Annotated in this window: 18 protein-coding genes and 7 pseudogenes; 13 read left to right on the top strand and 12 right to left on the bottom strand. The window is 66.2% G+C overall.

Annotation, left to right across the window (positions count from 1 at the left end):
* The first annotated feature begins 76 nt into the window (after positions 1-76).
* The 4 genes from MM438_RS15580 to MM438_RS15565 all read left to right on the top strand — a co-directional run bounded on the left by MM438_RS15580 (position 77) and on the right by MM438_RS15565 (position 6,525).
* On the top strand, positions 77-442 hold the full coding sequence (locus tag MM438_RS15580; protein ID WP_241454398.1) for a hypothetical protein: 366 nt from the start codon (positions 77-79) through the stop codon (positions 440-442).
* Between the two features lie 215 nt (positions 443-657).
* Positions 658-4,320 (top strand): YobI family P-loop NTPase, encoded by a 3,663-nt coding sequence (locus MM438_RS15575; RefSeq protein ID WP_241454396.1) that lies wholly within the window; start codon positions 658-660, stop codon positions 4,318-4,320.
* Positions 4,321-4,811: 491 nt separating this feature from the next.
* A complete protein-coding gene (locus tag MM438_RS15570; RefSeq protein WP_241454394.1) occupies positions 4,812-5,747 on the top strand; it encodes a hypothetical protein in 936 nt (311 codons plus the stop codon).
* Between the two features lie 373 nt (positions 5,748-6,120).
* Positions 6,121-6,525: a hypothetical protein gene (locus MM438_RS15565; RefSeq protein WP_241454392.1), complete on the top strand. Its 405-nt coding sequence runs from the start codon at positions 6,121-6,123 to the stop codon at positions 6,523-6,525.
* 167 nt (positions 6,526-6,692) lie between these two features.
* On the opposite strand, the gene MM438_RS15560 is transcribed toward MM438_RS15565, so the two are convergent.
* Positions 6,693-7,229, bottom strand: coding sequence for a hypothetical protein (locus MM438_RS15560; RefSeq protein ID WP_241454390.1), 537 nt, complete (start codon positions 7,227-7,229; stop codon positions 6,693-6,695).
* 115 nt (positions 7,230-7,344) lie between these two features.
* A complete protein-coding gene (locus tag MM438_RS15555) occupies positions 7,345-8,139 on the bottom strand; it encodes a YfbU family protein (protein ID WP_241454389.1) in 795 nt (264 codons plus the stop codon).
* 265 nt (positions 8,140-8,404) lie between these two features.
* Here MM438_RS15555 and MM438_RS15550 point away from each other — a divergent pair, with 265 nt between their 5' ends.
* Positions 8,405-9,241 carry a hypothetical protein gene (locus tag MM438_RS15550; RefSeq protein ID WP_241454388.1) on the top strand — a complete coding sequence of 279 codons (837 nt, stop codon included), beginning with the start codon at positions 8,405-8,407 and terminating at the stop codon, positions 9,239-9,241.
* 91 nt (positions 9,242-9,332) lie between these two features.
* Here the strand turns inward: MM438_RS15550 and MM438_RS15545 are convergent, their stop codons facing one another.
* Positions 9,333-9,740: an integrase core domain-containing protein gene (locus MM438_RS15545; protein WP_241454387.1), complete on the bottom strand. Its 408-nt coding sequence runs from the start codon at positions 9,738-9,740 to the stop codon at positions 9,333-9,335.
* A gap of 230 nt (positions 9,741-9,970) precedes the next feature.
* On the opposite strand from MM438_RS15545, the gene MM438_RS15540 reads away from it, so the two are divergent.
* A complete protein-coding gene (locus tag MM438_RS15540) occupies positions 9,971-10,534 on the top strand; it encodes a lactococcin 972 family bacteriocin (protein ID WP_241454386.1) in 564 nt (187 codons plus the stop codon).
* A 281-nt stretch (positions 10,535-10,815) separates the two neighbouring features.
* Here MM438_RS15540 and MM438_RS17060 read toward each other — a convergent pair.
* From MM438_RS17060 to MM438_RS17050, 3 pseudogenes are all read right to left on the bottom strand, one after another.
* A pseudogene (locus tag MM438_RS17060) lies at positions 10,816-11,190 on the bottom strand (transposase family protein); the annotation flags it as partial.
* 22 nt (positions 11,191-11,212) lie between these two features.
* Positions 11,213-11,365: pseudogene (locus MM438_RS17055) on the bottom strand (transposase family protein); the annotation flags it as partial.
* Between the two features lie 256 nt (positions 11,366-11,621).
* A pseudogene (locus MM438_RS17050) lies at positions 11,622-12,294 on the bottom strand (transposase family protein); the annotation flags it as partial.
* Positions 12,295-12,753: 459 nt separating this feature from the next.
* Here MM438_RS17050 and MM438_RS15535 point away from each other — a divergent pair.
* A complete protein-coding gene (locus MM438_RS15535; protein WP_241454385.1) occupies positions 12,754-13,284 on the top strand; it encodes a hypothetical protein in 531 nt (176 codons plus the stop codon).
* Between the two features lie 45 nt (positions 13,285-13,329).
* On the opposite strand, the gene MM438_RS17045 is transcribed toward MM438_RS15535, so the two are convergent.
* Entirely contained in the window at positions 13,330-13,749 is a 420-nt protein-coding gene (locus MM438_RS17045; protein ID WP_407568329.1) for a transposase family protein, read from the bottom strand.
* Positions 13,750-13,775: 26 nt separating this feature from the next.
* Here MM438_RS17045 and MM438_RS15525 point away from each other — a divergent pair, with 26 nt between their 5' ends.
* Positions 13,776-14,330, top strand: a complete 555-nt coding sequence (locus tag MM438_RS15525; RefSeq protein ID WP_407568324.1) for an IS3 family transposase — start codon at positions 13,776-13,778, stop codon at positions 14,328-14,330.
* Between the two features lie 335 nt (positions 14,331-14,665).
* On the top strand, positions 14,666-15,151 hold the full coding sequence (locus tag MM438_RS15520) for a GNAT family N-acetyltransferase (protein ID WP_241454384.1): 486 nt from the start codon (positions 14,666-14,668) through the stop codon (positions 15,149-15,151).
* 246 nt (positions 15,152-15,397) lie between these two features.
* Here MM438_RS15520 and MM438_RS15515 read toward each other — a convergent pair whose 3' ends face one another.
* Together MM438_RS15515 and MM438_RS15510 are read right to left on the bottom strand one after the other, a co-directional pair.
* Entirely contained in the window at positions 15,398-15,700 is a 303-nt protein-coding gene (locus tag MM438_RS15515; protein WP_241454382.1) for a hypothetical protein, read from the bottom strand.
* 64 nt (positions 15,701-15,764) lie between these two features.
* Positions 15,765-16,424 (bottom strand): recombinase family protein, encoded by a 660-nt coding sequence (locus tag MM438_RS15510; protein WP_241454380.1) that lies wholly within the window; start codon positions 16,422-16,424, stop codon positions 15,765-15,767.
* A gap of 62 nt (positions 16,425-16,486) precedes the next feature.
* Here MM438_RS15510 and MM438_RS15505 point away from each other — a divergent pair.
* The 3 pseudogenes from MM438_RS15505 to MM438_RS15495 all read left to right on the top strand — a co-directional run.
* Positions 16,487-16,696, top strand: a pseudogene (locus MM438_RS15505) (DDE-type integrase/transposase/recombinase); the annotation flags it as partial.
* A gap of 73 nt (positions 16,697-16,769) precedes the next feature.
* Positions 16,770-18,190 (top strand): annotated as a pseudogene (locus MM438_RS15500) (IS30 family transposase).
* A 4-nt stretch (positions 18,191-18,194) separates the two neighbouring features.
* Positions 18,195-18,395: pseudogene (locus MM438_RS15495) on the top strand (integrase core domain-containing protein); the annotation flags it as partial.
* Between the two features lie 24 nt (positions 18,396-18,419).
* Here MM438_RS15495 and MM438_RS15490 read toward each other — a convergent pair.
* Positions 18,420-19,737, bottom strand: a pseudogene (locus MM438_RS15490) (ISL3 family transposase).
* A 635-nt stretch (positions 19,738-20,372) separates the two neighbouring features.
* Between MM438_RS15490 and MM438_RS15485 the strand changes: the two are divergent.
* Complete coding sequence (locus MM438_RS15485) at positions 20,373-20,711, top strand: histone-like nucleoid-structuring protein Lsr2 (protein ID WP_241454378.1); 339 nt, start codon at positions 20,373-20,375, stop codon at positions 20,709-20,711.
* Between the two features lie 454 nt (positions 20,712-21,165).
* Here the strand turns inward: MM438_RS15485 and MM438_RS15480 are convergent, their stop codons facing one another.
* Positions 21,166-21,780 carry a hypothetical protein gene (locus MM438_RS15480; RefSeq protein WP_241454377.1) on the bottom strand — a complete coding sequence of 205 codons (615 nt, stop codon included), beginning with the start codon at positions 21,778-21,780 and terminating at the stop codon, positions 21,166-21,168.
* 12 nt (positions 21,781-21,792) lie between these two features.
* Positions 21,793-22,587, bottom strand: a complete 795-nt coding sequence (locus MM438_RS15475) for a ParA family protein (protein WP_241454376.1) — start codon at positions 22,585-22,587, stop codon at positions 21,793-21,795.
* Positions 22,588-23,647: the final 1,060 nt, after the last annotated feature.

Genomic DNA, 23,647 nt, shown 5'->3' with positions numbered 1-23,647 from the left:
CATAGCTTGCTCCGTAACCTTCCCTCACCACCTTCCTCCCACTTATCGCAAAGTCGGGCACGCTACGCTCCCGCACATGGGACCAACACTGGACACACACACCGCCGAGCAGAAAGCCCGCGAACTCCTCGAAAGCCGCATCACGTCAGTACGCGCCCTCGTGACCAAGCGCGCCGAACTCGACCACCTCCGCGCGCAAGTCGCCGCCGCCGAGACCGAAGACGCCAAGGCCTACCGGGCTGCCCTCGCCGACGGCTGGACACCCGACGAACTCCGCAAGCTCGGCATCGACGAACCCACCAAACACACCCGCACCCGCCGACGCACCCACACCCGCAAGACCACCACCAACCCCGAGACCACCAACGCTGGGCGACCCGACGCCCCCACCGCTGACACGCCAGCCCCCCAGCCCCAGCCGCAGCCGCAGCCGCTGCACTGAAAGACGGTCACACCTGGGGGCGTCGCCCTGGGGGCTACACCGCCCCCAGACCCCCACGCACCCGATAGGTACGCCAGCACGACACAACAACCACCAGAATGCGCCCCGTCATGGTGGATCTACTTGGGTTTGACATAGCCAAAAGACGCCGCCTTCGGCGGGTGGTCGCGGCAAGATGAACAAGGACTTGTAGCGAGCATCACGCGGAGGCGGACATGGCCAAGCAGACGTCGGTAGCAGACGAGGCCGTCTCCGACGGCCCCAGGCCCAACGGTGAGGCGCCGTTGGACCTGCGGCCACTGACGCCCGAGTACCAGGAAGCCCAGCACTCGGTCTACGTCGAGCAGCTCATCGCCGCCCTCCAACGAGGCGACGTCCGCCGCATCGCCCTGACAGGCCAGTACGGGACGGGCAAGAGCAGCATCCTCAAGGGCCTCAAAGACCGTCCGCAGTTCACAAAGCTCAAGCCTGTGACCGTGTCACTGGCCACGATCGACGCGACAACGGCCAGCGAACGCCCCGACGCCCCAAAGGAGGCATCCCCCGGGGACGTCACCAACCTGATCCAGAAAGAAGTGGTCAAGCAGCTTCTCCACGTGCAACACCCAGCCCGTGCACCCTTGTCGCGCTACCGGCGGGCCAGTCGACCTCGTGTCTGGCACCTTGTACTGCAGGTCCTGCTCATGGCCTCGACAACAGCGCTCGTCTCGGCTGCAATCCTCAAGAAGGGTCCGCTCACTTGGTCGTGGACGCCCGTGATCGCTGCGGCCCTGGTGGCAGGGTTCGTGCTGTGGTTCTACCGCACCCACCTCAGCGGACGGTTCCTGCTCAGCGAGCTCAAAGCAGGCACCGGATCCGGGAGCCTGGCACTGACCAACCAGGCCACCTGGTTCGACGAGCACCTCGCCGAGATCATGTACTTCTTCGACAGCTCCGACTGCAGGCTGGTGATCTTCGAGGACATCGACCGCTTCGAGGACGCCCGTATCTTCGACACCCTCCGCGACCTCAACACCCTGCTCAACAACGCGGACCAGCTCAAGCGACCAGACAAGAGCCCCATCAGGTTCCTGTATGCCATCCGCGACAGCGTCTTCACACCAGCACCTGTCCCGGCAGCCGACGATTCATCCGACGCGGACAACGCGCAGACTCCCGGGCCGCTGGGGGACGCCTCGTCCCCAGCGGCCCGGCGAGTGAAGTACTTCGACTACATCCTGTCGGTCGTCCCCTTCGTGACCCCCCGCTCGTCCCGTGACCACTTCACCGAGCTCCTGACCGGTGCCGGGCTGCCGCAGGGTGCCGTGCCCGGCGACCAGGTCGTGAGTCTGGTCAGCAAGCACATCACCGACTATCGACTCATCACCTCCGTCGTCAACGACTACCAGGTCTTCCACCAGCTCGTCCTCCACGAGAGCAACCTCGAACTCCGCGCCGACAACCTCTTCGCCCTCGTCGCCTACAAGAACACCCAGCCCGCGGACTTCGAGAAGATCCTCGCCGGCGACAGCAAGCTCAACCACCTGTACACCGCCCACCGGAAGGTCATCGACAAGCAAGCCGCCGCCCTCGACGACCTCGCCGCCACGCTGGACCACCCGCAGAAGGTTCTCGATCTTCCTGCCGAACAGCGCGAGCACCTCGGCCGCGCGCTCACGCTAACCCTCAAGGTCTCCTATGACTTTCGGTACACCGGAGGGACCCAGGCCTCAGCGGGGGACATGGTCTTCTCGGCGGACAAGCCCGCCGACCCTGGTTTCTGGGCGAAGGCCGTGGAAGAGGGAGTGACCCTGCAGCGCACCGGGCTAAGCGACGCGCGGATCTCGCCAGGCGAGCTCGCAGCCCTCCTCGGCCTGCCTGACGACGAGAGCACCTGGACCACCGAACACCGGAAACGCATCGAGAACCAGCGCACCAGCCTGGACACGACAAAGGAACGGCTCCGGTCGGCGACGCTGGCCCAGGCACTCGCCCACGAGCCCGCACAGCAGACGACCGACCCAGAGGTGCGCGCTGCCCTCGACGGGGCGGATGGCTTGGACGAGGCCGTGGAGCGTCTACGGCTCGACGACCTCACGATGAGCCTGCTGAGGCAGGGATTCATCGATCGCTACTTCACGTTGTACGCCGCCCGCTACCAGGCCACCCGTCTCACCGCGTCGGCGCTCAACTTTGTCATGGTCGTCGTGGACAACCCACACGCCTCCCCGGACCTTCGCTACCGATTCGATGAACCCGACCGCGACGTGCCCGCAGTGCTCGCCGAGGCCGGCCCGGCGTTCCTCGACGACCAGCGCGTGCTCAACGTCCAGATCTTCAATCACATCCTCGACCCGGAACACGACTGGGATGCCCTCCGCCCGGCGAAGGTGGCCGCATCAGCCACCGAGGAGGCACAACGCTTCCGTGATCTCTACCTGCACGAAGGTGCTCACCGGGACGAGTTCATCGCCTGGACCGCCCCGCACTGGACCACCGCCTTCACGACCCTGGCTGCTCAAGATGGTGATGACGCGCTCCGACGGCACCAGATGAACATCGCCCTCAGGAATGCGTCCCCGGCTACTCCCTACAGCACGGACAGCGCCGTCACGCAGTTCCTGCGCAAGAACCTGCACAATCTTGAGGCCATCGACCACCTCGGAGACGAGAACGTTGACCAGACCGCGGCGGTGCTGGACATGCTGGGCCATGACGAGGACGACCTCACGAAGTTGCCTGAGAACCTCGCCGATGTCATGGTCGCTCGTAACCGGTACACCGTGACCACGCCCAACCTCGAGTTCCTCACCGGCTACTCGACAAGTCCTGGCGACGTCACCATGTCCTCACAAGACCGCTTCGCTCTCGACCGCATCCGTGCGGATGCGCGCCCCCACGTCATCCAGCACCTTGTCGACTACGAGAAGGTGCTGAGAGAACATCCAGCCACGCGCTCCATCAGCCAGGTTGAGAACGTCCCGACGGTCCTGAACATGGTCGCCGAAGCAAACCGGGAGGACATAAAGTCCCAGCGACACGACATCCTGTTCGAACGCGTCGCCACGGACCGGCTCGAACTGAGCGAACTCGACTCTCTCCTGTGGCCAGCTGCCGCCCGCACCGGCCTAGCGCCTCTCACCCTGACCAGCCTGGCCGAGTACCAACAGAAGTACCCCGCCATGAAGTCCTGGGTGAAGCGACTGGCAGACCCCAAGCTGCAGCTGGACCCGACAGACGTCGATCCCGATCCAGACGCCTTCGATCGCGTGTACGTGGCCATCCTCCGGCTGAAGACGCTCACCCCCGAGCGCAGGGCCGACCTGTTGTCTCAAGCAGGCGTCAGGTTGGCTGTTGACGTCCTCGACGAAGAAACGCACGAGATGATCCCCCTGCTGGTCAAACGTGGGGTGCTTCCTGACTCGGCGCAGACCTATGAAGCCGCGCGCCAAGGCGGACCTGACGTCCTCGAGAAGTTCGTTGACGTCTCCGAAGCTCCCCACCTACCTGAGCCAGCTGACTCTGTCCGAGACCGATCTGCGAGTCCTGATCAACCGAGAAGACCTGCACGGAGCACTCCTCCAGTTCGACGCGGATACCCTGGCCACCTTGAGCGCCCACGACGCACAGACCCTCCTCAAGACTGTGCGAAACGACACGACCCCACCTGCCTCATCAGTCCTCGCCACGCTGGCTCGTACCGCCAAGTCGACCGACCTGGTAGCGCAAGCACTAGTTGCGGCCGGCGCTCTGTACGACGACTTCCAAGTCCGAACTGTCCTGGACGCCGCAGGCGAACCCCTCTGCCTGCTCGGCCAGCAGGAAGCCGAGAGCGACGCCGAGCTCGAACCACTCATCACGATGCTCAAGCAGCGAGGAATGATCGGCAAAACCCGTAGGCAACCCAGGACCGGCCGCCTGAAGTCCTGGCCACCGGATCCTGGCGGGACTGTCGCAGGAACTGTGTAAGCGGCCCGTTGCCCGGTAGGGCAGGAAGGGGCCGATGATGGCCGAGACACTGGTGGGCGTGAGCCTGACCGAACCGCAGATGCAGGACCCCCACGGGGCAGGGCCCGATGCTGTCCCGGGCAGCGACGTAGCAGCCGCGCCCGACGAACTTGGCGGCCATCAGGAGGCCGCCACCGATGGCGGGCGCGGCGAACCGGACGACGCACGGCAGCCGGATGGGCGGCGTTCCACCTGGCCATTCAGGTCACTTAGGTCACCTGGTGCAGATAGTTCATCTAGGGCATATAGGTCATGGCTGCGCTCGGCATTACGTCACGGGCGGTCTACGGAACGTGGAACCGGCGGGCGGGCGGTGGCGTCTGTCACGGTGAGAGGGTCCACGGCCGGGGGTCCTGAAACGGGTTTGATGTGAGGGGTTTTCATGGGACGGGAGCACCAGGTGCTCGCTCAGGTGCGGCACGCGGGGCTGGTGGACGTGGTCGCCGGCATGGCCGAGATGGGCGGCAACGCCAGCCAGCAGGACCTTGCCCACCTGGCCGGCAGCGAGGACGAGGCCATCGACGCAGGATCGACGCTCGCCGACCTCGGGCTCGTCGGGCCCGCTGTGCTCTCGGGAGAGCGGGGCCTGACCGCGCTGGGACACCGGGTCGCCAGGCTGATCCAGGAATCGCGGGGCCCGAACGGGGCTGACCGCCACGAAGCCGTCGCCCGCGGCCTGCTGACCTGGATCAGCAGCAGCCCCCTCGGCCGGACGCAGTCCAGCGACTTCCTCGAGGACCCCGCTGCTACCGCTTTCGGGGTGTGCTTCGCCGAGCACGAGGTCGAGCAGGCCGAGGAGTACCTCGTCGACCATGGTCTGATCACGGGAACCGGCTCCAGCGGTGGCCTGGTCCGTGTCGAGGCCACCTCGCGGGGACGACAGTTCCTGCGCGACCTGCGACCCTTCGACGAGCAGCTGACCGGAGTCCCGATGATGTCCTCCTCGATCACCAGCCATATCACCGTCGGCGGTGACATGAACGGCGTCGCCGTCGCCACCGGTAGCCACCACACCCGCCAGCACGCCTCGCAGACGACCATCACGGTCACCACCGAGCAGCGGCAGGCCGTGGTCGACGAGCTGCAGCAGATCCTGGACGGGCTGCCCGCCGACGCGCCGCAGGTCGCCCGCGAGGCCGTCTCCACGGCCCTGGCCGAGACCACCGACCCACAGACCACCCACACGGTCGACGACATCAAGACCGCGGTCACGCAGGCCTCAGCGACCCTGGCCGCGAACGCCGCCCTCCCATGGATCGCCGAGCACGGCATGGGGCTCATGCAGCAGCTCGCAGCGGTGGCGTCCATGCTCGGCTGACCACCACCCGCTCGCCCTCGCGCCCGCCCCGCGCACGCGAGGGCGAGACCCACGCTTCGGGGCGACGGCCCCGAATCCCCTGACCAGCAGCAGGACCAGCCGTGCGGCCGCGGCAGGCACCGCGACACCCTGCCGGCTCCTTCCCGACCGCACCCCGCGCAGGAGCCCCGCAAGGAGCATGCCCACCCAAGACCAGCCGCACGCACGCCCCGGCACACCCCTGGCCGCACGGTTCCTGGATCAAGGCCTCGGGGGACGAGGAGAACCCGGGGAGCCAGCGATGTGCCCACCGTGCTCCCCCTGCTGGTGGCCACGACCCCGGTACTTGTCGGTGCGCACGACGAGGAGGCCATGTGGGGGTCAGGATGGGGTCATGGCTCTCACGTCGAAGATCACGGGCCCGGGGATCGGGGCAGCGGCTGCCAGCGCGCTGGCACCGGCTGCGCTCAAGCTGCTGGACAAGCTCGTCAATGACAAAGACTTCCAGGACCGCCTCAAGCCGTTGGTCCCGGCGTCACCTGCTACCCGCCTGGCGCGCCAGATCGACGCCACCCTGCAGCTGACCGACATGCTGATCGACCCGGACACCGGGACCGTGGTCGACGCGGCTCAGGTCAAGGCCTGGCACGACCGTGCCGTGGGCCTAAGGTCCCGGCTGGCGCTGCCGGTCACCACCAGCAAGAGCGCCCACCTGCGCCAGATCCGCACCGATCTGCGCGCCCTGCACACCGAGATCAACACCGCCCTGACCCACCCATCAGCGGACAGCGGGTCATGAGGCCGAGGGGCCTGCTACAGGCAGCGTTAGCCCTTAAGTGTGAACTTGGGCACGGCTCTCTGTTGCGCTTCAGGTCGTTGCGTAAAGGTGTCCTGTGTCCAGCCGTTCTGGTTGGAAAGTGAGCCCGAGACCCGGCCGGACGACTGTGGTCTCGGGTTTTGCGCTGTCTAGACCGGGATCACGGTGATCAGATTCTCGACCGAGCGGCGCTGCTCGCTGCCGCGCTGGTACAGCCAGCCGACGGCGTCGGGGATCCACAGCAACGGCTCGGCGTGGCGGCGCAGGTGGTCGTAGCGGAAGGGGACCGTGTCCGCGCCGGCTTGTCTGGCGCCGGTCACGATCGACTTGCGGTCCCGGGCAACCATGCTCTCGATGTGGTCCAGGACGATCCGGTCCAGCTGCTTCTCGACGGCGTCGGCCGCGGCCCGGCGCAGGCAGGCATCCCGGGCCTGGACATGACCACCATGCATGTGCGGGTCGGCCAGGTAGATGGTGGCCGCCAGACCCAGGTCGCGGATCGTTCGGACGATCTTGTCCTGGGAGGACCTGCTCTCGCTCTTCATGTGCAGGCTGCGCTGCCCCGGACGTAGCAGACCCCGCATCTGCCGGCGGGCGTCCGTGATGGAGGGCGAGGGCACCACCGAGCACACGACCAGATAGTTCCCCTGGGTGCTCTCGTCGATGAACGCACTGCCTCGCCCCACGCTTGGTCCTCTCATCTACAGGTCATCTCGTCGAGTCTGCCACCTGGCGCTGACACATAGGTCTCGTAGTGCCTCGCGTTCACCTGGCTCCCGCCCGTCGCGCCCTGACCCGGCTTTACTCGAGACCGAGCCTGCATCGGTTCGAGGGGTGCACACTGGCACGCCGCAGACGCCGCAGCTGGTCGAGGCTGAGCAGATAGTCCTCGACGGCCCAGCTGGGGCCCTGGTCCCGTCGTAGGGCCTGGTACTCAGTCAGGACTCGCCGGTACCTCTCAACCCGAGGGGAGTGCGTGTTGCCATGGTCGTGATCCTCGCCGAGGACGGGAAGCACCTCAGCCCACCGGTCCTCGTCGACAAGGTGATGCACATACTCCAGCAGTCGAGCCTCTTCAGCCTCCCGCAGGTCGAAACCGTCGAACTTGAGCCACTCCAGCTCAGGGTCGACATCCTCGCCTGCACCGCGAAGACGCTCGATGCTGTAGGAGATCACCCGGGACATGTCCAACAGGTCCATGACGAAGCCGCACTCCGCGGCCGACAGCTCGGGCTCGACGTTGCAGAACACCCGCCGGTACTCACTGACGAACCCCTGCTCAAGGATCTCCGCCCGCTGACGCTGGTCCTCCGGACCTCCTTCAGCCGCCGCTGCAGAGACGACAGTCTCACCCGCTCCGACCCCAGCAATGACATGAGCCATGATTCGATGCTGCATCGCCAACATCTGCCGCTCATAGGGACTCAGGCTCCGCGGCACCACCGCCCCCTCCGAGCGGATCCTGGAATCCTCGGGAAGCAACAACTCCTCCAACGTGTCCCGCACCAAGTCCGACAAGGTCTGCCCACGCGACACCGCGAGCTCCTCCAGCTCGACACGGACCCGGTCATCGACCCGAACAGTGATAGATGCCATCGCGCTTCCTTACCTACACACTCAATTGTCTCACCGAATACGTTATGTCTACCGTAAGACATCGGTTGGTTGTGGGGACCTGGCTGAAGTCGTCGCACCCACCGCGATGGGGCCACCCCAGCGTCCGCCCTCACGTGCACTGCGTCCCCGGTGAAGAGGACCAGGATCGGCCGTCTGATGCTCGATCGGCTGATTTTGCGCACGTCGTCGGCCGGTCGGACGCAGACTTGTCCGATATCAGCGACAGGATCCAGGGGTGGGGGCTATGAGCGATGTGACGTGGACCGATGTTGTCTCTGCGTTAGCCAGCACGGCGTCGGTGGTAGCAACGGTGGGCGTCGCGCTCGTAGTCGGGCGCCTCGATCGGGCTCAGCAGCGGCGGGAGAAGGCCGAGACGATCCGTCTCACTCACCTGAGCTGGAGCTCACAGATGGACGCCCTGATCGACGAGAGGTTCGGGGTGCAAGATCAAGGCGCGCAGGCAGAACCTGCGGTGGTGACGCCCTTGAAGGCCCAAGGCGTCGACACCAGGATGATCCAGGCCCAGGCCGACGTGCTGCGAGGACACCTGGCCCTGCTGGACCTCGATCCTCGCGGACAGGGCGCGTGGGCGCAGGCCTTGAACGAGCAGCCCAACCCGGATGAGGCTATCGAGATGGCGGTCAATGGCAGCCTTGACGTGGTCAAGGACTACGTCCTGCGGGACACGCTGGACCCTGATGGCGACTACGACTGGCTCGACGACGAGTTCTTCCAGGCGCTGGAGCAACCACGCCTCGTCGCATCCGGAAAGACCGGCGGCGCAGGAGCTCGAAGCGACGAGCTGATCGACAAGGGTATGCAGCGCTGGGTCAAGCAGGGAGCACCTCGAGACGTGCGCGTCCGGGTGGAAGCTCTCCTGCGCTACAAGATCCACCTCGAGGGCATGCTGCGGGTCTTCTTCTTCGGCGAGTTCTCCAACGGAGACGGGATCACCCAAGCCTCCTACAGCAAGAAGTACCTCCACACCATTCGCTCCCTGGCCCGCACGGTGAAGGACGAGGTCGACCGCCAGGCCGAGAGCGCGATGATGACCTTCCTGGACCACGCCCCCACCCGCTGACCGCTTCCCCCACCCAACCGCGTCCACCCGGCCGGCGAGGACAGCACCCACGCCCACCACCTGCTCCTACGACGCGGCCATGTGTCCCGCGTCAAGTAGTTGGCAGGATTTCGGGTGCGGGAAAGGTGGGGATGGTCGGGTCGGCCAGGCCGTGGTGGACCTCTGCGGGCCGGTTCCACGCGAGGTGTTCGTGCGGGCGGACGGTGTTGAACTCGACACGGAAGGCGTCGGCCTCGCGGACCAGGTCGAGAGCGTCGTCGATCTGCTCGCGGTAGAGCCTCTCGTACTTCAACGACTGGAAGGCCCGCTCGCGGACACCGTTCTGCCCAGGCGTCCGCACGCGCGTGCGGACATGGCGCAGCTCGGGGTGGGCCGTGATGAAGTGCTCGAACCGGAACGAGCGGAACGGTCCGCCGTTGTCGGTGACCAGCGTGATCGGGACGATCTCACCAGTGTCAGGATCCGTCGGATGGTCGACGAGCGTGACGCCGTCGAGCATCGCTTCGGCCTCCGCAACCGCGACAACTACCGCCTACGCTGCCTGCTCATCGCCGGCGGACTCACCCCATGAACCCACACCCAAGTCCGAAGATCCAGATTTGCAAACCGCTTCGAAGTGCTCACAGCAGTAGTCAGTGTCATACTCAAGATCACGTTGCAACTTAGGCCACAGGAGTCTCCATGATGCTAAATAAACAGATTTAGCATCTGTAGATCCTTTGTGGAGACTTGATTGCATCGATCAATTTATATAAAAAATCCCTTCTTGGAGAAGAAATGATTAAGAATTCGTCTTTTGTGGTGACGATTGTGGCGACATTAGGCATCTGCTCTGCAGGGGTCGCCTCGCAGGCGTCGGCTTCGGGGTTGGATTCACGGTTGGCGAGAACGCTTTCTGAAAGTGATGGCACAGGACATGAGTTGGGGGGTATTACGATAACCGACTCCGGGATTACTGCTAATGGGACTCATTGGGTAGAATTTATTGGAGAGGGGGAGATTGATGTTGATTCAAGCGCTCTTTCGGCTTCTCCGTCCCTGACTGCTCCCTGGATCCATGAAGAGGATGTTGAGGGAGGGCGCTGGCGTTTTGGGTCCAGCAGAGACACGCTTGGCCGCAAGACATGCCTTTCCGCATATAATCACCCTAATCGGCGCCACAGTGCCAGTGTTAAACTTGATAACAACTACAATACGGATACACAGGATGCAAAGAAGGAGGCCTACTCTCATGTCAGCAGTCACACCACCTCCAAGTGTCAGGCGTTCTACAGTTCGCATCCTCTAAACTGATCCGGTCAGTGAGGTTTTCTCACCAGGCGATCGAGGTGCCGTCGAGTTGGCGTCGTGACCTGGAGGAACGGTCATTGTGCTGGCTCGGCAAGGAGCTGTGGACCAGAGCGATGCGCCGTGGGTTCTCCATATCGCATCCCAGCAGGTCAGGATCCTGCCCCTCTGCCGTCGCCATCTTCTGCTGAGAAAACCTCACTGCATCGAATTTCTGGAGATGGCGGATTTTGGTGGGGGCGAAGATTGGAGCTGTGGCCTGCCCCACGCCCCCACATCACCCCAGGTCAGACCAGCCACACCGGACTATGCCGGGGCCCTGGAGCATTTTTCATTTGGTGCTCTGACCTGCGGTGATGAGCATCCAGACGGCTGTGGTGATGGTGGTCAGGCGGTGGGGACAGTCCGTGGTAGCGGCGTAGGACGCGCCAGGTCTTGAGCTGGGCGTTGGCTCGTTCTCCGCGGGCCCGTAGTCGGGCTTGGGAGGCGTTGACGGCGCGTTCGTTGACCGAGAGGTCTCGGCGTTCGAACAGTCCGGTGCCTGGCCGTCGACGCACAGCCCTGACAGGAGTGGTGACGCCGGCACCGATGCCGGTGTACCCCTTGTCCGCGAGTACGAGAACGCCCTCGGCGGTCAGGGGCGCCAGGGCGTCGGGGATCTTGTGCTCTCGGGCGGCGGTACACCGTGGCGGTGCCGATACCGAAGCCGGCCGCCAGCGCGGTGTACGTGTGGTTGTGGTGCAGGTGGGCCAGGACCAGCAGCGCTTGCCGGGCCGGTGGCCGCCGCCGCCAGGTGCCCCGGCGGGCACGGTCCTGAGCCAACGCAGCCGTGAGCATCTGGTGGGCGGTGGTGGACACGGGCAGCCCAACGGGCCACAAGCACGAAGCTCCTGGCACAGCAGTGATCTAGACAATCCCCGCTCCTACCAGGAGCTTCGCCCCATCCATCGCCACCACGCCGCCCGCCCAGCGCCCTGCCAGCCAATATGAAAAAGGCTCCTGGAGCCTTTTTCATTTGGGGCTTTGACCTGCGGTGATGAGCATCCAGACGGCTGTGGTGATGGTGGTCAGGCGGTGGGGACAGTCCGTGGTAGCGGCGTAGGACGCGCCAGGTCTTGAGCTGGGCGTTGGCTCGTTCTCCGCGGGCCCGTAGTCGGGCTTGGGAGGCGTTGACGGCGCGTTCGTTGGCTGAGAGGTCTCGGCGTTCGAACAGTCCGGTGCCTGGCCGTCGACGCACAGCCCTGACAGGAGTGGTGACGCCGGCACCGATGCCGGTGTACCCCTTGTCCGCGAGTACGAGAACGCCCTCGGCGGTCAGGGGCGCCAGGGCGTCGGGGATCTTGTGCTCGCCTGCGGCACGGATGTCGTGACGGGCCCCCGGGACCGCGGGTGAGCACCACAGCACGTCACCCCTGCACGAGGCGACGACCTGCACGTTCATGCCGTGACGGCCGATCTTGCCGCTGTAGTCAGACCGGTCGGCGCCCTTGGGGCGGGTCCGTACCCGGTCGGTCCCCGGTGACGGTGCCGTCCAGGACCAAGTAGGCCTTCGACCGGGCCACCTGCAGGGCCTCGTCCAGGGTCGGTGCCATCGCGGCCAGCACCTGACAGGCTTCCACGACGTACCGGTAGACGGTGGCGACACCGACACCGAACCCGGCCGCCAGGGCGGTGTACGTGTGGTTGTCGTGCAGGTGCGCCAGGACCAGCAGCGCCTGGCGAGCCGGGGACAGCTTGCGCCAGGTCCCCAGCCGGAGGCGATGCTCGGGCCCAGGACGTCGTGGGCGGTGGTGGACACGGGCAGCCCGACCCGGTAGACAAGCACAGCGAAGCTCCTGGCGCAGCAGAGATCTAGACAATCCCGCTCCTACCAGGAGCTTCGCCCCATCCCACACCCCCACGCCGACCCACCCCACAGCACCAACCAACATGAAAAAGGCTCCAGGCATCAACATGAGGAGCACGAACCAGCAGCAGGGCACAACGAAGTAGAGTCAGGCGCAGTTGAGGTCCTTCGGCAGAACGGTGCGAGGTAGAAGTTTTCCGATTCTGCCAGGGAACTCGACTCCCAACCACCGCCGCCATGCCACCCCACGCTCAAGTTGGAAGAGCCATGTAAAATTATGACTAATAAAACCTCATCAAGAATTTTCTCTTCGCCCCTAATGGCTGGCGGTGCACTATTCGGCACGACAGTATCACTCGTTAATCACGGCTATGGTCCAATGCCCGAGTATTTGTCTAACTGCATCGGGGTAAGTGGAGGCTGGATATTTGCCGCTTGGATGGTCACGACTGGTGAGGAGTCTGCAAAGAACACGGGCTTGCGCTCCCTGGAATTCCTCCTTCCTGCAGTTATTTCCTACTATCTCTCGGACTTGAAGTTCGGAGTCTATAACCGGAGTCAGGATTCCAGTGGCGGCGTTGGAGAAGTTCTCTGGGGAGAGTTCCTCTTTAATATTCTTGAGTATACTGTTGCTGCGGGGTTTTTGGGTGGTATTCTGGCTGCCTTGAAGTTGATCTCAAAGATAAATCGCCGCCTTCCCGTGGTTTGCACTGCCCTACCTCCGGCATATCTTGCGCTTCAATCGTGGAGGGCAGTTCAAAAGTATGGGTTTGCGCTTTCCTGCCCTCCATCCAGCATAACTTGTGAAAATCCTGCCCATAGGATGAATTTGTGCGCGATACCAGTTCTTCTTCTAGTGATCTTTTTTGTCATCTTAAAAGGGTCAAATATTAGCTCCGATAGAAGTTGATGTTTCGCCAATCCGGATCGCTCACGGGCCTATTTTATTTGGGATTTAACCTGCAGGTATGCGGACACGCGACGGGCGACGGCAAGGGGAACGGGCAGAGTGACACTGACAGAACAGCACGCGGGGCTCGGCTCGTGCGAGGGGAGCAGGAGTGAAACCGAGCCTGGAGCCTTTTTCATTTGTGGGTCTGACCTGCGGTGATGAGGATCCAGACCGCGGTGACGATGGTGGTGAGGCGGTGGGGCAGCCGTGGTAGCGGCGTAGGACCCGCCAGGTCTTGAGCTGGGCGTTGCCTCGCTCCCCCGGAGCGCGGTTCTTGGCGTGAGCGGCGTTGACGGCCCGCTCGTCGCGCGAGAGGGGTTTGGACTCGGACCATCCGGTGGTCGGGTTGCGGCGGCTGGCGCGGATCGGCGTCCAGATGCCGGCCCCGATGCTGGTGTACCCCTTGTCCGCCATGACCGTCAGGCCCTGCCGGGCCTGGAGCCTTTTTCATGTTGGTTGGTGCTGTGGGGTGGGTCGCAGACATCACCTATTGCCGGACGTTCGCCGGGTGGGTGTACGCGGCATTCGTGCTGGACGTGTACTCCCGGCGGGTCGTGGGCTGGCAGCTGTCGACCAGCCTGCGCACCGACCTCGCGTTGGACGCCCTCGAGATGGGGTTGCGGACCCGCGACCGCGCCGGGCAGGACACGACGGGCGTGATCGCGCACTCGGACAAGGGAGCTCAATACGTCGCCATCCGCTACACCCAACGCCTCGCCGAGGCCGGCGCCGTCGCGTCTGTCGGATCGACGGGCGACTCCTACGACAACGCCATGGCCGAAGCATTCAACTCGATCTTCAAGGCCGAGCTCGTCCGAAACCGCGGACCCTGGAAGACCATCGATGACCTAGAGATCGCCGTCGCCGAGTACATCGACTGGTACAACCACCGACGCCTGCACGGACAGATCGGCCTGATCCCACCCGTCGAGTACGAGACCATCTACTACGCCCAGAACCCCGCCCCGGCTACCGTCGAGGCGTCAGAACCGAGCCTCCACTAACCCCGGAACGGGACATATCGCGGATCTGCCGGAAGTTCTCGATGTCCTCGACAGACATGTGCCCGATGGGCGTCCCGCCCGCGCGCACCGGCGCGTCGAGCCGAGATCGGGGCCATCAGGCGACCTCGTCGACATCAACGTCGAGCACGCGGCGCACGGGTCGTCGCAAACCGCGTTGCCCCCGCCCGTGGCCCCGAGGATGCTGGACCCATGGCTGCCGTCGCGATCCCCCCTTCACCCCGGCCGATTCCGCCTCGTGCGAGAGCCTGATCCGAGAGGCCTTCTGGAACGTCTATCGCCCCGGCTGCCACGAGCACCACCTCTGACACCTCGCCATGCAGGGACACCCCGACGTCCAGCCGGACCTGAGCCTCGTGGCCACCACGGGCAGCACGATCACCGGGTGCGTCATGAGCACCCGCGGCCGCGTCGTCGGGCCTGCGGGATCCTCCCTCGACGTCGTCGTGCCCGGGCCTCTGGCGGTGCTGCCTGCCCACCAGGGCCAGGGCATGGGGGCGGCGCTCATGACCGAGACGCTCGATCGCGCCCGGGCCGCCGGGTGGCCGGCCGCCTTCCTCTACGGCAACCCGGCGTACTACCCGCGCTTCGGCTTCCGCGACGCGTCCGCCCTCGGCGTGACCACCGCCGCGGGCGACACCTTCCCGGCCTTCATGGGCCTGGAGCTCCAGCCTGGAGCGCTCGCCGGGCGGGGCGGGCGCCTCGTCGAGAGCGGACTCTTCGAGGTGGACGAGGCCGCCGTCGAGGCCTTCGACGCGCAGTTCCCGCCGCGCCGCAAGGAGCGCACCGCGACCCAGCTCTGAGCGGCCGACGCCGCCAGGGGCAGCACACGCCGAGGCCGCGGGGACCCGGTCCGGCGCGGGGTGCAGGATGAGGGGATGACGGACCCGAGTCCCGTGCTCTCGCAGTCCCTTCGGATGGCCCTGGCCCGCCGCCACCTGGTCTTCGTGGCCTTCTGCCTGGCCCTCGTGGTCAAGAGTGCGTATCCACCCCCCGAGCCGTCGTGGCTTAGAGGCTCCCCCTCGGGCGTCGAGCCGGCACAGACGAGGTCAGTCCATCCCTAGCGCTCGTACCGCACCATCAGTCCCCAGGACCGCGCGCAGGACAGCGTGATGCCACTCCTTCTCGCCATATAGCTTGCCAGCGGCGTAGGACTGCTCACCCTCTCGCGCGTCGATCTGCTTCGCGATGAGCGCTGCACCTGCTCGCGCGGCGGCTGCGACGTGAGCCTGGTCGCGACGAGTCGGACCATCATTCGCCGGCGGCGGGAGCTCGAGCACCTCCGCCAGGCCCTCCAGGATCATCGCGACATCGAACTCGTCCACGCTCACGTCCTGGTCAGAGATGCTCATGCCCCCGAAGGTAGAAGATGACCCACCGACTCTCCTGCACACCACGCGCGGCCGCATACATCGTTCACGGGCCCACCGCGCCTGCTGCGGCGGCCGCCGCAGCAGGCGCGTGGAAGACGGGGGTCTTGCCGCCGGTCACGCTCGCGTAGATGCCGCGGGCGTGGACGGCGTCGAAGACGACCCGGCGCGAGCACCCGTACGCGGCGGCGAGGGCGACCATGGTCTCCCCCGCCGCATGCCGGGCCCGGACCTGGACCACCTGGTCGGAGGTCAGGGCCGGCTTGCGGCCCTTGTACACACCCTTGGCCTTGGCGGCCTCGATACCTTCGCGCTGGCGCTCTCTGAGGATGGTGCGTTCGAGCTGGGCGACCGCGGCGATCACCTGCCGCTGGAACACCGCATGCCCGTCCTCCCGACCGGGCGCGAAGACCAGGTGCCGGTCCACGAACTCGACCGTCACCCCCCGCCCGGTCAGGTCGTCGACGAGGGCCTCCAGGTCGACCACCGACCGCGCGAGCCGGTCGATCGACGCCACCCGCACCGTGTCCCCCTCCCGCACATACGACAGCAGCGCCCGCAGCTGCGGACGGTCGCTACCGTGCGCACCCGACGCGGTCTCGGTGAACAGGCGGTCGACCTCCCCCACCGACACGACCTGCCGATCCACGTGCTGACCCGCGCTCGACACCCGCACATACCCCACGACCTGCCCATTGAGCGCCATGGCTCTAGACCCTACGACACACGACGGCAACAAACCCGCAAGCGACCCTAGATGCCGGACGCGACCTGCAGGTTTACCCGAACGAGCATGTGGCGTCTGGGGTGTACCTGTGCGCGGTGAAGGACGTGTGGTCGCGGCGGATCGTGGGGTACTCGATGAGCGACCGCATGAGCGCCAGGCTCGCTGTGGACGCCCTGACCATGGCCGTGGCCCGCCGCGGCGGGAAGACCGCGGTGGCCGGGTGCGTGGTCCACTCCGACAGGGGCAGTCAAGGCGGATTCAACTGGTCGTCGCAACACCCTGAGCAGGAGGGTGGTGCGGGTCGTGGCGACCGGGCATTGGAGCATGAGGACCGGCGATGTGCCCGAGGGGGTGCGTCGGCAGTGGCGTGCTGATCGGGCGTTGCGGCCGCCGATGCGTTCCCCGGGCCGTCCGCAGCCGTCGCGGGCGGTGCAGCGGGAGTTCTGGCGGGTGATCGCGACGACGGGGTCACGACCGCGCAGGCCGCGTTGGTGGTGGGCGTGTCCGTGCCGGTGGGGATGCGGTGGTTTCGTCACGCTGGGGGGATGCCACCGCTGAGTCTTGGTGCCCCGTCCGGGCGGTATCTGTCGTTCGAGGAACGTGAGGAGATCGCGATCCTGCGTGCCCAGGGGGCGGGGGTGCGCTCGATCGCCCGACAGCTTCAGCGCGACCCGGGCACGATCAGTCGTGAGCTGCGCCGCAACGCCGTTACCCGTGGTCATCGGTTGGAGTACCGGGCTGTCGTGGCGCAGTGGAAGGCTCAGGAAGCGGCCAAGCGGCCGAAGGTCGCGAAGATGGTCACGAACCCGCGGCTGCGCGCCTACGTCCAGGACCGGCTCGCCGGGCAGGTCTGCCACCCGGACGGCACGGTCGTGGCCGGCCCGGACGCCGGCGAGTGGAAAGGGTTGAACAAGCCCCGACGCGCTGACCGGCGCTGGTCGAGGGCGTGGAGCCCCGAGCAGATCAGCCAACGGTTGTCGATCGACTTCCCCGATGATGAAGGCATGCGCATCAGCCACGAGGCGATCTACCAGGCGTTGTACATCGAGGGTCGTGGCGCGCTCAGACGCGAGCTGGTGGCCTGCCTGCGTACCGGCCGAGCGCTGCGTCACCCGCGCGAGCGGTCCCGGAACAAGGCCCAGGGACACGTCACCCCCGACGTCGTCCTCAGCCAGCGGCCGCCTGAGGCCGCCGACCGGGCCGTGCCGGGGCACTGGGAAGGCGACCTGATCATCGGGACGGGCCGCTCGGCGATCGGGACGCTGGTCGAGCGGCACAGTCGCGCCACGATCCTGGTCCACCTACCCCGGCTGGAAGGGTGGGGCGAGCAGCCCCCGGCCAAGAACGGCACCTCACTGGGCGGGTACGGCGCCGTCGCGATGAACCAGGCCCTCACGGCCGCGATCAGCGACCTGCCGCAGCAGCTGCGCACGACGATCACCTGGGACCGCGGCAAGGAGCTGTCCGGGCACGCCGCGTTCACGATGGCGACCGGCACCCGGGTGTTCTTCGCCGACCCACACTCGCCCTGGCAGCGGCCCACGAACGAGAACACCAACGGGCTGCTGCGCCAGTACTTCCCCAAGGGCACCGACCTGTCCCGCTGGACCGCGACCGACCTACAGGCCATCGCGTACACCCTGAACAACCGGCCCCGCAAGGTCCTCGGATGGAAGACACCCGCAGAAGTGCTCGGCGAGCACTTACGATCGCTGGAACAAGCCGGTGTTGCATCGACCGGTTGAACCCGCCCAATTCCGTTCCCGCACCTACGTTTCCGCACTCGCGGCGTTCGGCCTGACCGGGTCGATGGGGCGGGTCGGGACGAGCGCGGACAACGCCGCCATGGAGTCGTTCTTCGCCCTGCTGCAGAAGAACGTCCTCAACCAGCAGCGGTGGGCTACCCGTGACCAGCTACGCCTGGCCATCGTCACCTGGATCGAGAAGACCGGCTCTTCGGACTTGAGCGTGGGGTCATGGGGTGAGTCCGCCGCCGACGAGGAGGCAGCGTAGGCGGTAGTTGTCGCGGTTGCGGAAGCCGCGGGCGATGCGGCGGTGGAGCTCGATGAGGTTGTTGACGGCTTCGGTGCCGCTGTTAGACGCGCCGTCGGTGGTGAAGTACGCCAGCAGGGCATCGGCCCACTGGCGCAGTGTTCGGCCGAGGCGCCGTACTTCGGGGATGGGGCAGGTCGGCAGGATCTTCAGGAGCCGCTCGGCGCGGGCGCGCCCGGTCGCGGGGGTGTCGGCGTGGAAGAGAGCGCGGATGTCTTGAGCGATGTGCCAGGCGACCTCGACTTCCAGGTGGTCCTCATGGGCGGTGAACGCCCTGGTCAGGCGAGTCTTCTGCCTGTCGGTGAGCCGGTCCCGGGACGCGCGCAGGATGGTGCGGATCCCGTACAGCGAGTCGCCCTTCCTTCCGCGATGCCCGAGGGTGTCGTGCTGGACGCGGCGGCGCACGTCGTCGACAGGCGGTGGCGAGCTTGACGATGTGGAACGCGTCGACGACTGCGGTCGCATCCTGCAGGTGTTCGGTGATGGCGTTCTTGTACCCGTGGAACGGGTCCAGCGTCGCGACCTCGATTCCGGCACGGAACGCCTCGCCGCGCTGAGTGAGCCAGTCCCCGTACACGGTCCCGGACCTGCCGGGCACGAGGTCGAGCAGACGCGCGTGGACGCGTCCGTCCTGGTCACGGGTCAGATCGACCATCCCGGTGAGCATCTTCGGGCCACGCTTGCGCTGGTCCACGTGATGCCACACATGCTCGTCGACACCGAGCATCCGCACGCCATCGAACCGGGCCGGGTCGGTGTCGAGGCGTTCCAGGTGAGACCGGACGGCACGCCACAAGGTCTTCCAGTCCACCCCGAGCTGGCGAGCCAGTCCCGCGATGGAGGCGTGCTCACGACGCAGCTGGGCGACTGCCCACCCCACCGCCCGCGTGGTCAGGAGAGCCCGCGGGGCTGCGATGTCGTCGTCCTGCTCGACGAAAGTTCCACCCGCACAGGCGGGTTCGGGACAGGTGTAGCGGCGCTTGACCCACACCAACCGCACCGGTCGACCGAACGACGGCGCGTCCACCAGCGCCACGTCGTCACGGTCATGGGCGTGGGCGTGGGCGACGACCCCGCACACCGGGCAGCCCGCTACGTCCAGGACCGACTCGACCCGCACCACCAACCGGCCCTGGCCATCGTCGGCGGCGCCCAGAACGCGCATCCCCGACAACCCGAGCCACGTGTCACACGACGAGCACGAACCAGCAGCAGAGCAGCACAACGTAGAGTCAGACACAGTCGGGGTCCTTCGGCGGAACGGTGCGAGGTAAGAGTCCTCCGATCCTGCCAGGGACCTCGACCCCTACCCCCACCCCACCGCCGTGCTCAACCCACGCTCAAGTCCGAAGAGCCAGTATATCCCAGATGCCACATTGGAGATTGCACTACGCGCATCGCCCATTCGGATTAGGTTTCTCAATTTAGAGACAAGACTGAGGAGTAAAAGCAAAATACGTTCATCACCCCCTCTCATCGAAACGCTCGCACGGCTCGAACTGCTCGTGGGCCGGCGTCACGCGACTGGCTTCGCGGGTGGGGTGGTGGGGTCGACCCCACCACCCCACCACCGCGTCCGGTGAGCCGATACCGGGCCTCGCGCCGCGCGGAAGCCACTCCGGGGGCGCGCACGAGGTGGGTCCGGCCACGTGATCCACGTGACCGGCCCCACCTCGTGCTGCTACGTACCGGACTTGCCCTCGGCGACATCCGTGATGCGTCCAGCATCATCATGGAATATTTCCCGAGGCGTACCCACCAGGATTTTTTTGCTGAAGGCAAAGACCTCTCAGGGTTACCCACGATTCTCGGCAGAAGATATGGCACAGTAGCCGCCGAGCATTCCCGCACCCCACCAGAAAGGGGCCATCCCTCATGGCACAGCGCGTTCAGGTCATCCTCGAGGACGACATCACCGGCGACCCCGCCGACGAGACGGTGCGCTTCGCGCTCGACGGCGTGGAGTACGAGATCGACCTGACCACCGAGCACGCCACCAAGCTCCGCGAAGACCTATCGTCGTGGATCGGTCACGGCCGGCGCACCACCACCCGCAAGACCAGCACCCGCGGCGCCAGCCGCGGCACCACCAGCAGCGCAGACCGTCGCCGTAACGGGGAGATGCGGGCATGGCTGCGCGAGCAGGGCCACCAGATCAGCCAGGTCGGCCGAATCTCCCGCGAGCTGCAAGACCTCTACGACGCCGCCCACTGACCACCCAGACCGGCATACCCCGGGCGCCCTCCCCCACCCCCTCTCGCGCGCCGGGGGTATGCCGCGCCCGCGACGGTGGGCGGGGTGAGGGTCCTGTGGACGGTCGCCGGCGTCGTGGTGGGTGTTGGGATGCTGGTGGGTATGAGCGCGACGCGGTATCCCCGGCCCCGGTGCCCGGCGTGCTCCGCACCAGCCCCGGTCCCACCGGTCTCGCGTGAGCCGGTGCCGTGTCGTGCGTGCCTCCTGGCTCACCAGCGTGACCTTGCACGCGCTCAGCGCGCCGCATGGGCGGCCGACCCGCGCATCCGATACACATCACCCAGGATCACTTGCCTGGTCTTGTTACGCGAGTATTGCTAGTTAGTCTAGCACTGCTGAGATCGGCAGAATCGTTGTACAGTCTATTTAGTCTATAAAGTCCAGAGTTGTCATGCTCTGTTTCTGGTTGAGTTGGTTAGCGCACGAGGCGGTTGGGTAGCCGCGGTGGTGGCGTGGGCAGTGTGCCCCCGTTCTTAGCGCGTGCCGCGGCTGTGGCCAGGTCGATGGCCTCGGCACACCATGCGGAGTCGCTGGGCCAGCGGTCAGCGGCGTGGTCAGCGTTGATTGCTTGACGCATCAGGGCCACGATCGGTGTCGGGATGGCAAATGATCGTGATGAGCCGGTTCGCACGGCGGATCGGCCTCGGGGCTGGCTGGTGGTGGCGCGTTGCTCAGGAGTGCGTGCCGCGTGGGTCTCGATGGCCTGCGCGATCCAGCGAGCGAAAGTGTCAGCGTTCCCACCTTTCTGCCAGTCGACCAGATAGGCGGCCTTAGCACCCTCGAACTGCTGGGGCGTGAGGTAGATGCCGATCCGGGTTGTCTGGATCGTGTCGGTGGTGCTGCTACGGGTAGAGCGGACAGGTTCGGGCTCCACGAAGACGTCCTCACCTGGCGCGGCGGGCTGCTTCGTAGCGGGAGGCATCGAGTGCCGGCTCGCTGCAGGGGCAGGAGCAGGGTCGGTTGCCCGAAGGGTCGGGTCGGCCGCGATGCTGGCCCGGTTGCGATCCTTCAAGCTCTTGCGCTGCGGCATACGTGGCACTCCTCAGTGCATACGGGGTGAAGTAGGTCCAGAGCCTGGGTCAGGCGTCTGGGCGTCGATGATGTGAGCGACGGCGTGGGCGTACTCGACAGCGACCTTGGACCGCGGGGCGTAGATGCTCACGGGCTGGCCGGCGGTGTAGGCATCCTTCGCCGCGACTCCTTCGCACACGGGCGGGGTCACCAGGCCGGGATAGTTTTCTTCCAGCGCTTCTACGACCTCACGGTCGAGCCGTCGGCGGGTGTCGTGACGAGTCGGGACGAAGAAGTGCACGCGCTGACCGGGATTCATGCGCGGCGCGATGCGCTGGGCGATGACTTCCACGAGCCGGTCGATCTGGTCATAGGCCTCGGTCGTGCACGCCACGGCACAGACCACCACGTCAGCGGCTGCCAGAGCAGCCAGGGTGACCAGGCCAAGAGCGGGTGGGGTGTCAATCACGATGTCGTCCCACTCCCCCGCCAGGCTCGGCAGGTAGTCACGCAAGGACGTGATGACCTCCGGACGCTGGTCCAACGTGGCCAGGTCGTGCGTCCCGGCAAGCACGCTCGCCCCACTCACGCTCGGGGAGGCTACGGCCGCCTCCGCGGCCGTAGCCTCAGCAAGCAGAACATCGGCAGCCACAGCCTGGACCTCGGTGTCATCACCAATGCCCAGGCGAGTCGTGAAATTGCCCTGCTGATCAAGGTCTATCGCCAGCACGCGGCGACCCCGACGCGCCAGCCCAACCACGAGCTCGGCAGCCACGGTGGTCTTGGTCGAACCACCCTTGGACAAGGCAACGGCATACACGGTCATGCTGGATCTCCTAGGTCTTACACATCGACTGCGGTCCGACCAGACAGGTCAAGAACAGGACCACCACCGGTCGCCCCACGCCCTGCTCGCGCGGCACCCCGTACTCGATGACCCAGCCCTCTCGCAGGACCATGCCCGCGCATCGCCCTCCTCGGACTGGTCCAGTCTAGCAGTACTGTCAGTAACCGCTAGATGGTCAATAACCTCAAATAAGTCAAGTCTCTTCATCGCAGAAACCTGGTCCATCTATGTCATAGACGCATGGATTCCCATCCGGTCAGACCTCCGCGGGAACACCACCGAGCCTCAGCCCGCACCCCGGATGTCCTGTCAGAAGCCCGAGCCGACGGGTGCGGCAGCCAACCTCCACACCCGCGCGTGACATCTCCGGCGGCTGCCGTGCCCGTCGGGCCGCAGGGGGTCTGGGGGCAGCGTGCCCCAGCAGCAGTCCCCGCCGCCGGCCCCACGACCAGGACCCACCCCACCCCCGGTAGTTACTTTCCGTGACCTAGAGCGGGGGGGTGGAGATCGAACCGGTGGGCTCGTCATCGCGGCTGATCGGGCCCTCGCGCGGTCGTCCTAGTCCTGGGATCGACGGCCCCGTGGGCCGGTCCGCTCCCGCGTGCGAGGCGCCTGGACCGGTGCCGGTCTCGGGTCCGATCGAGGGGTCCTGGACCCGTCCGGTGAGCTTGATCAGGCCGGTGGGCAGCCTCGGGGGCGTGCCCATCGGCGCCCACCGGGGCTGCCCACTGACCCACCGGTTCTGACCTGTGGTTTCGTGCCTGCCCACCGGCGCCCACCGGGAACCGGCGAAAGCGCTGCCTACGCGCGTAGGCGCGTGCGCGCGCGAGGCCGGTGGGCGCCGGTGGGCAGACCCGGCCAGGGGAGAGGCCCCGCACCCGATGGCTGGGGGCGTCCAGCTGGGGGCACGCTGCCCCCAGACCCCTTGCGGGCCCGGGCCCGGACCGGCGCACGGCGGCGGCGGTGGCCAGGACCCGTAGTGCCGGCCCGCACCCCCGGGATCGAGGGGGACCGGCCCCGGGTCGTGGTGACGGAGAGT

Origin of the sequence: Arsenicicoccus dermatophilus (assembly GCF_022568795.1) — a bacterium.
GTDB lineage: Bacteria > Actinomycetota > Actinomycetes > Actinomycetales > Dermatophilaceae > Arsenicicoccus > Arsenicicoccus dermatophilus.
Note: the sequence above shows the minus strand (reverse complement) of the source record. Positions and strands in the feature narration are given on the sequence as shown.

Bases quoted from the DNA above. Each gene is read 5' to 3' on its own strand.
- MM438_RS15580 (WP_241454398.1), top strand. From the start codon at position 77: ATGGGACCAACACTGGACACACACACCGCCGAGCAGAAAGCCCGCGAA.
- MM438_RS15575 (WP_241454396.1), top strand. From the start codon at position 658: ATGGCCAAGCAGACGTCGGTAGCAGACGAGGCCGTCTCCGACGGCCCC.
- MM438_RS15570 (WP_241454394.1), top strand. From the start codon at position 4,812: ATGGGACGGGAGCACCAGGTGCTCGCTCAGGTGCGGCACGCGGGGCTG.
- MM438_RS15565 (WP_241454392.1), top strand. From the start codon at position 6,121: ATGGCTCTCACGTCGAAGATCACGGGCCCGGGGATCGGGGCAGCGGCT.
- MM438_RS15555 (WP_241454389.1), bottom strand. From the start codon at position 8,139: ATGGCATCTATCACTGTTCGGGTCGATGACCGGGTCCGTGTCGAGCTG.
- MM438_RS15550 (WP_241454388.1), top strand. From the start codon at position 8,405: ATGAGCGATGTGACGTGGACCGATGTTGTCTCTGCGTTAGCCAGCACG.
- MM438_RS15545 (WP_241454387.1), bottom strand. From the start codon at position 9,740: ATGCTCGACGGCGTCACGCTCGTCGACCATCCGACGGATCCTGACACT.
- MM438_RS15535 (WP_241454385.1), top strand. From the start codon at position 12,754: ATGCCCGAGTATTTGTCTAACTGCATCGGGGTAAGTGGAGGCTGGATA.
- MM438_RS15525 (WP_407568324.1), top strand. From the start codon at position 13,776: ATGTTGGTTGGTGCTGTGGGGTGGGTCGCAGACATCACCTATTGCCGG.
- MM438_RS15520 (WP_241454384.1), top strand. From the start codon at position 14,666: ATGCAGGGACACCCCGACGTCCAGCCGGACCTGAGCCTCGTGGCCACC.
- MM438_RS15515 (WP_241454382.1), bottom strand. From the start codon at position 15,700: ATGAGCATCTCTGACCAGGACGTGAGCGTGGACGAGTTCGATGTCGCG.
- MM438_RS15510 (WP_241454380.1), bottom strand. From the start codon at position 16,424: ATGGCGCTCAATGGGCAGGTCGTGGGGTATGTGCGGGTGTCGAGCGCG.
- MM438_RS15485 (WP_241454378.1), top strand. From the start codon at position 20,373: ATGGCACAGCGCGTTCAGGTCATCCTCGAGGACGACATCACCGGCGAC.
- MM438_RS15480 (WP_241454377.1), bottom strand. From the start codon at position 21,780: ATGCCGCAGCGCAAGAGCTTGAAGGATCGCAACCGGGCCAGCATCGCG.
- MM438_RS15475 (WP_241454376.1), bottom strand. From the start codon at position 22,587: ATGACCGTGTATGCCGTTGCCTTGTCCAAGGGTGGTTCGACCAAGACC.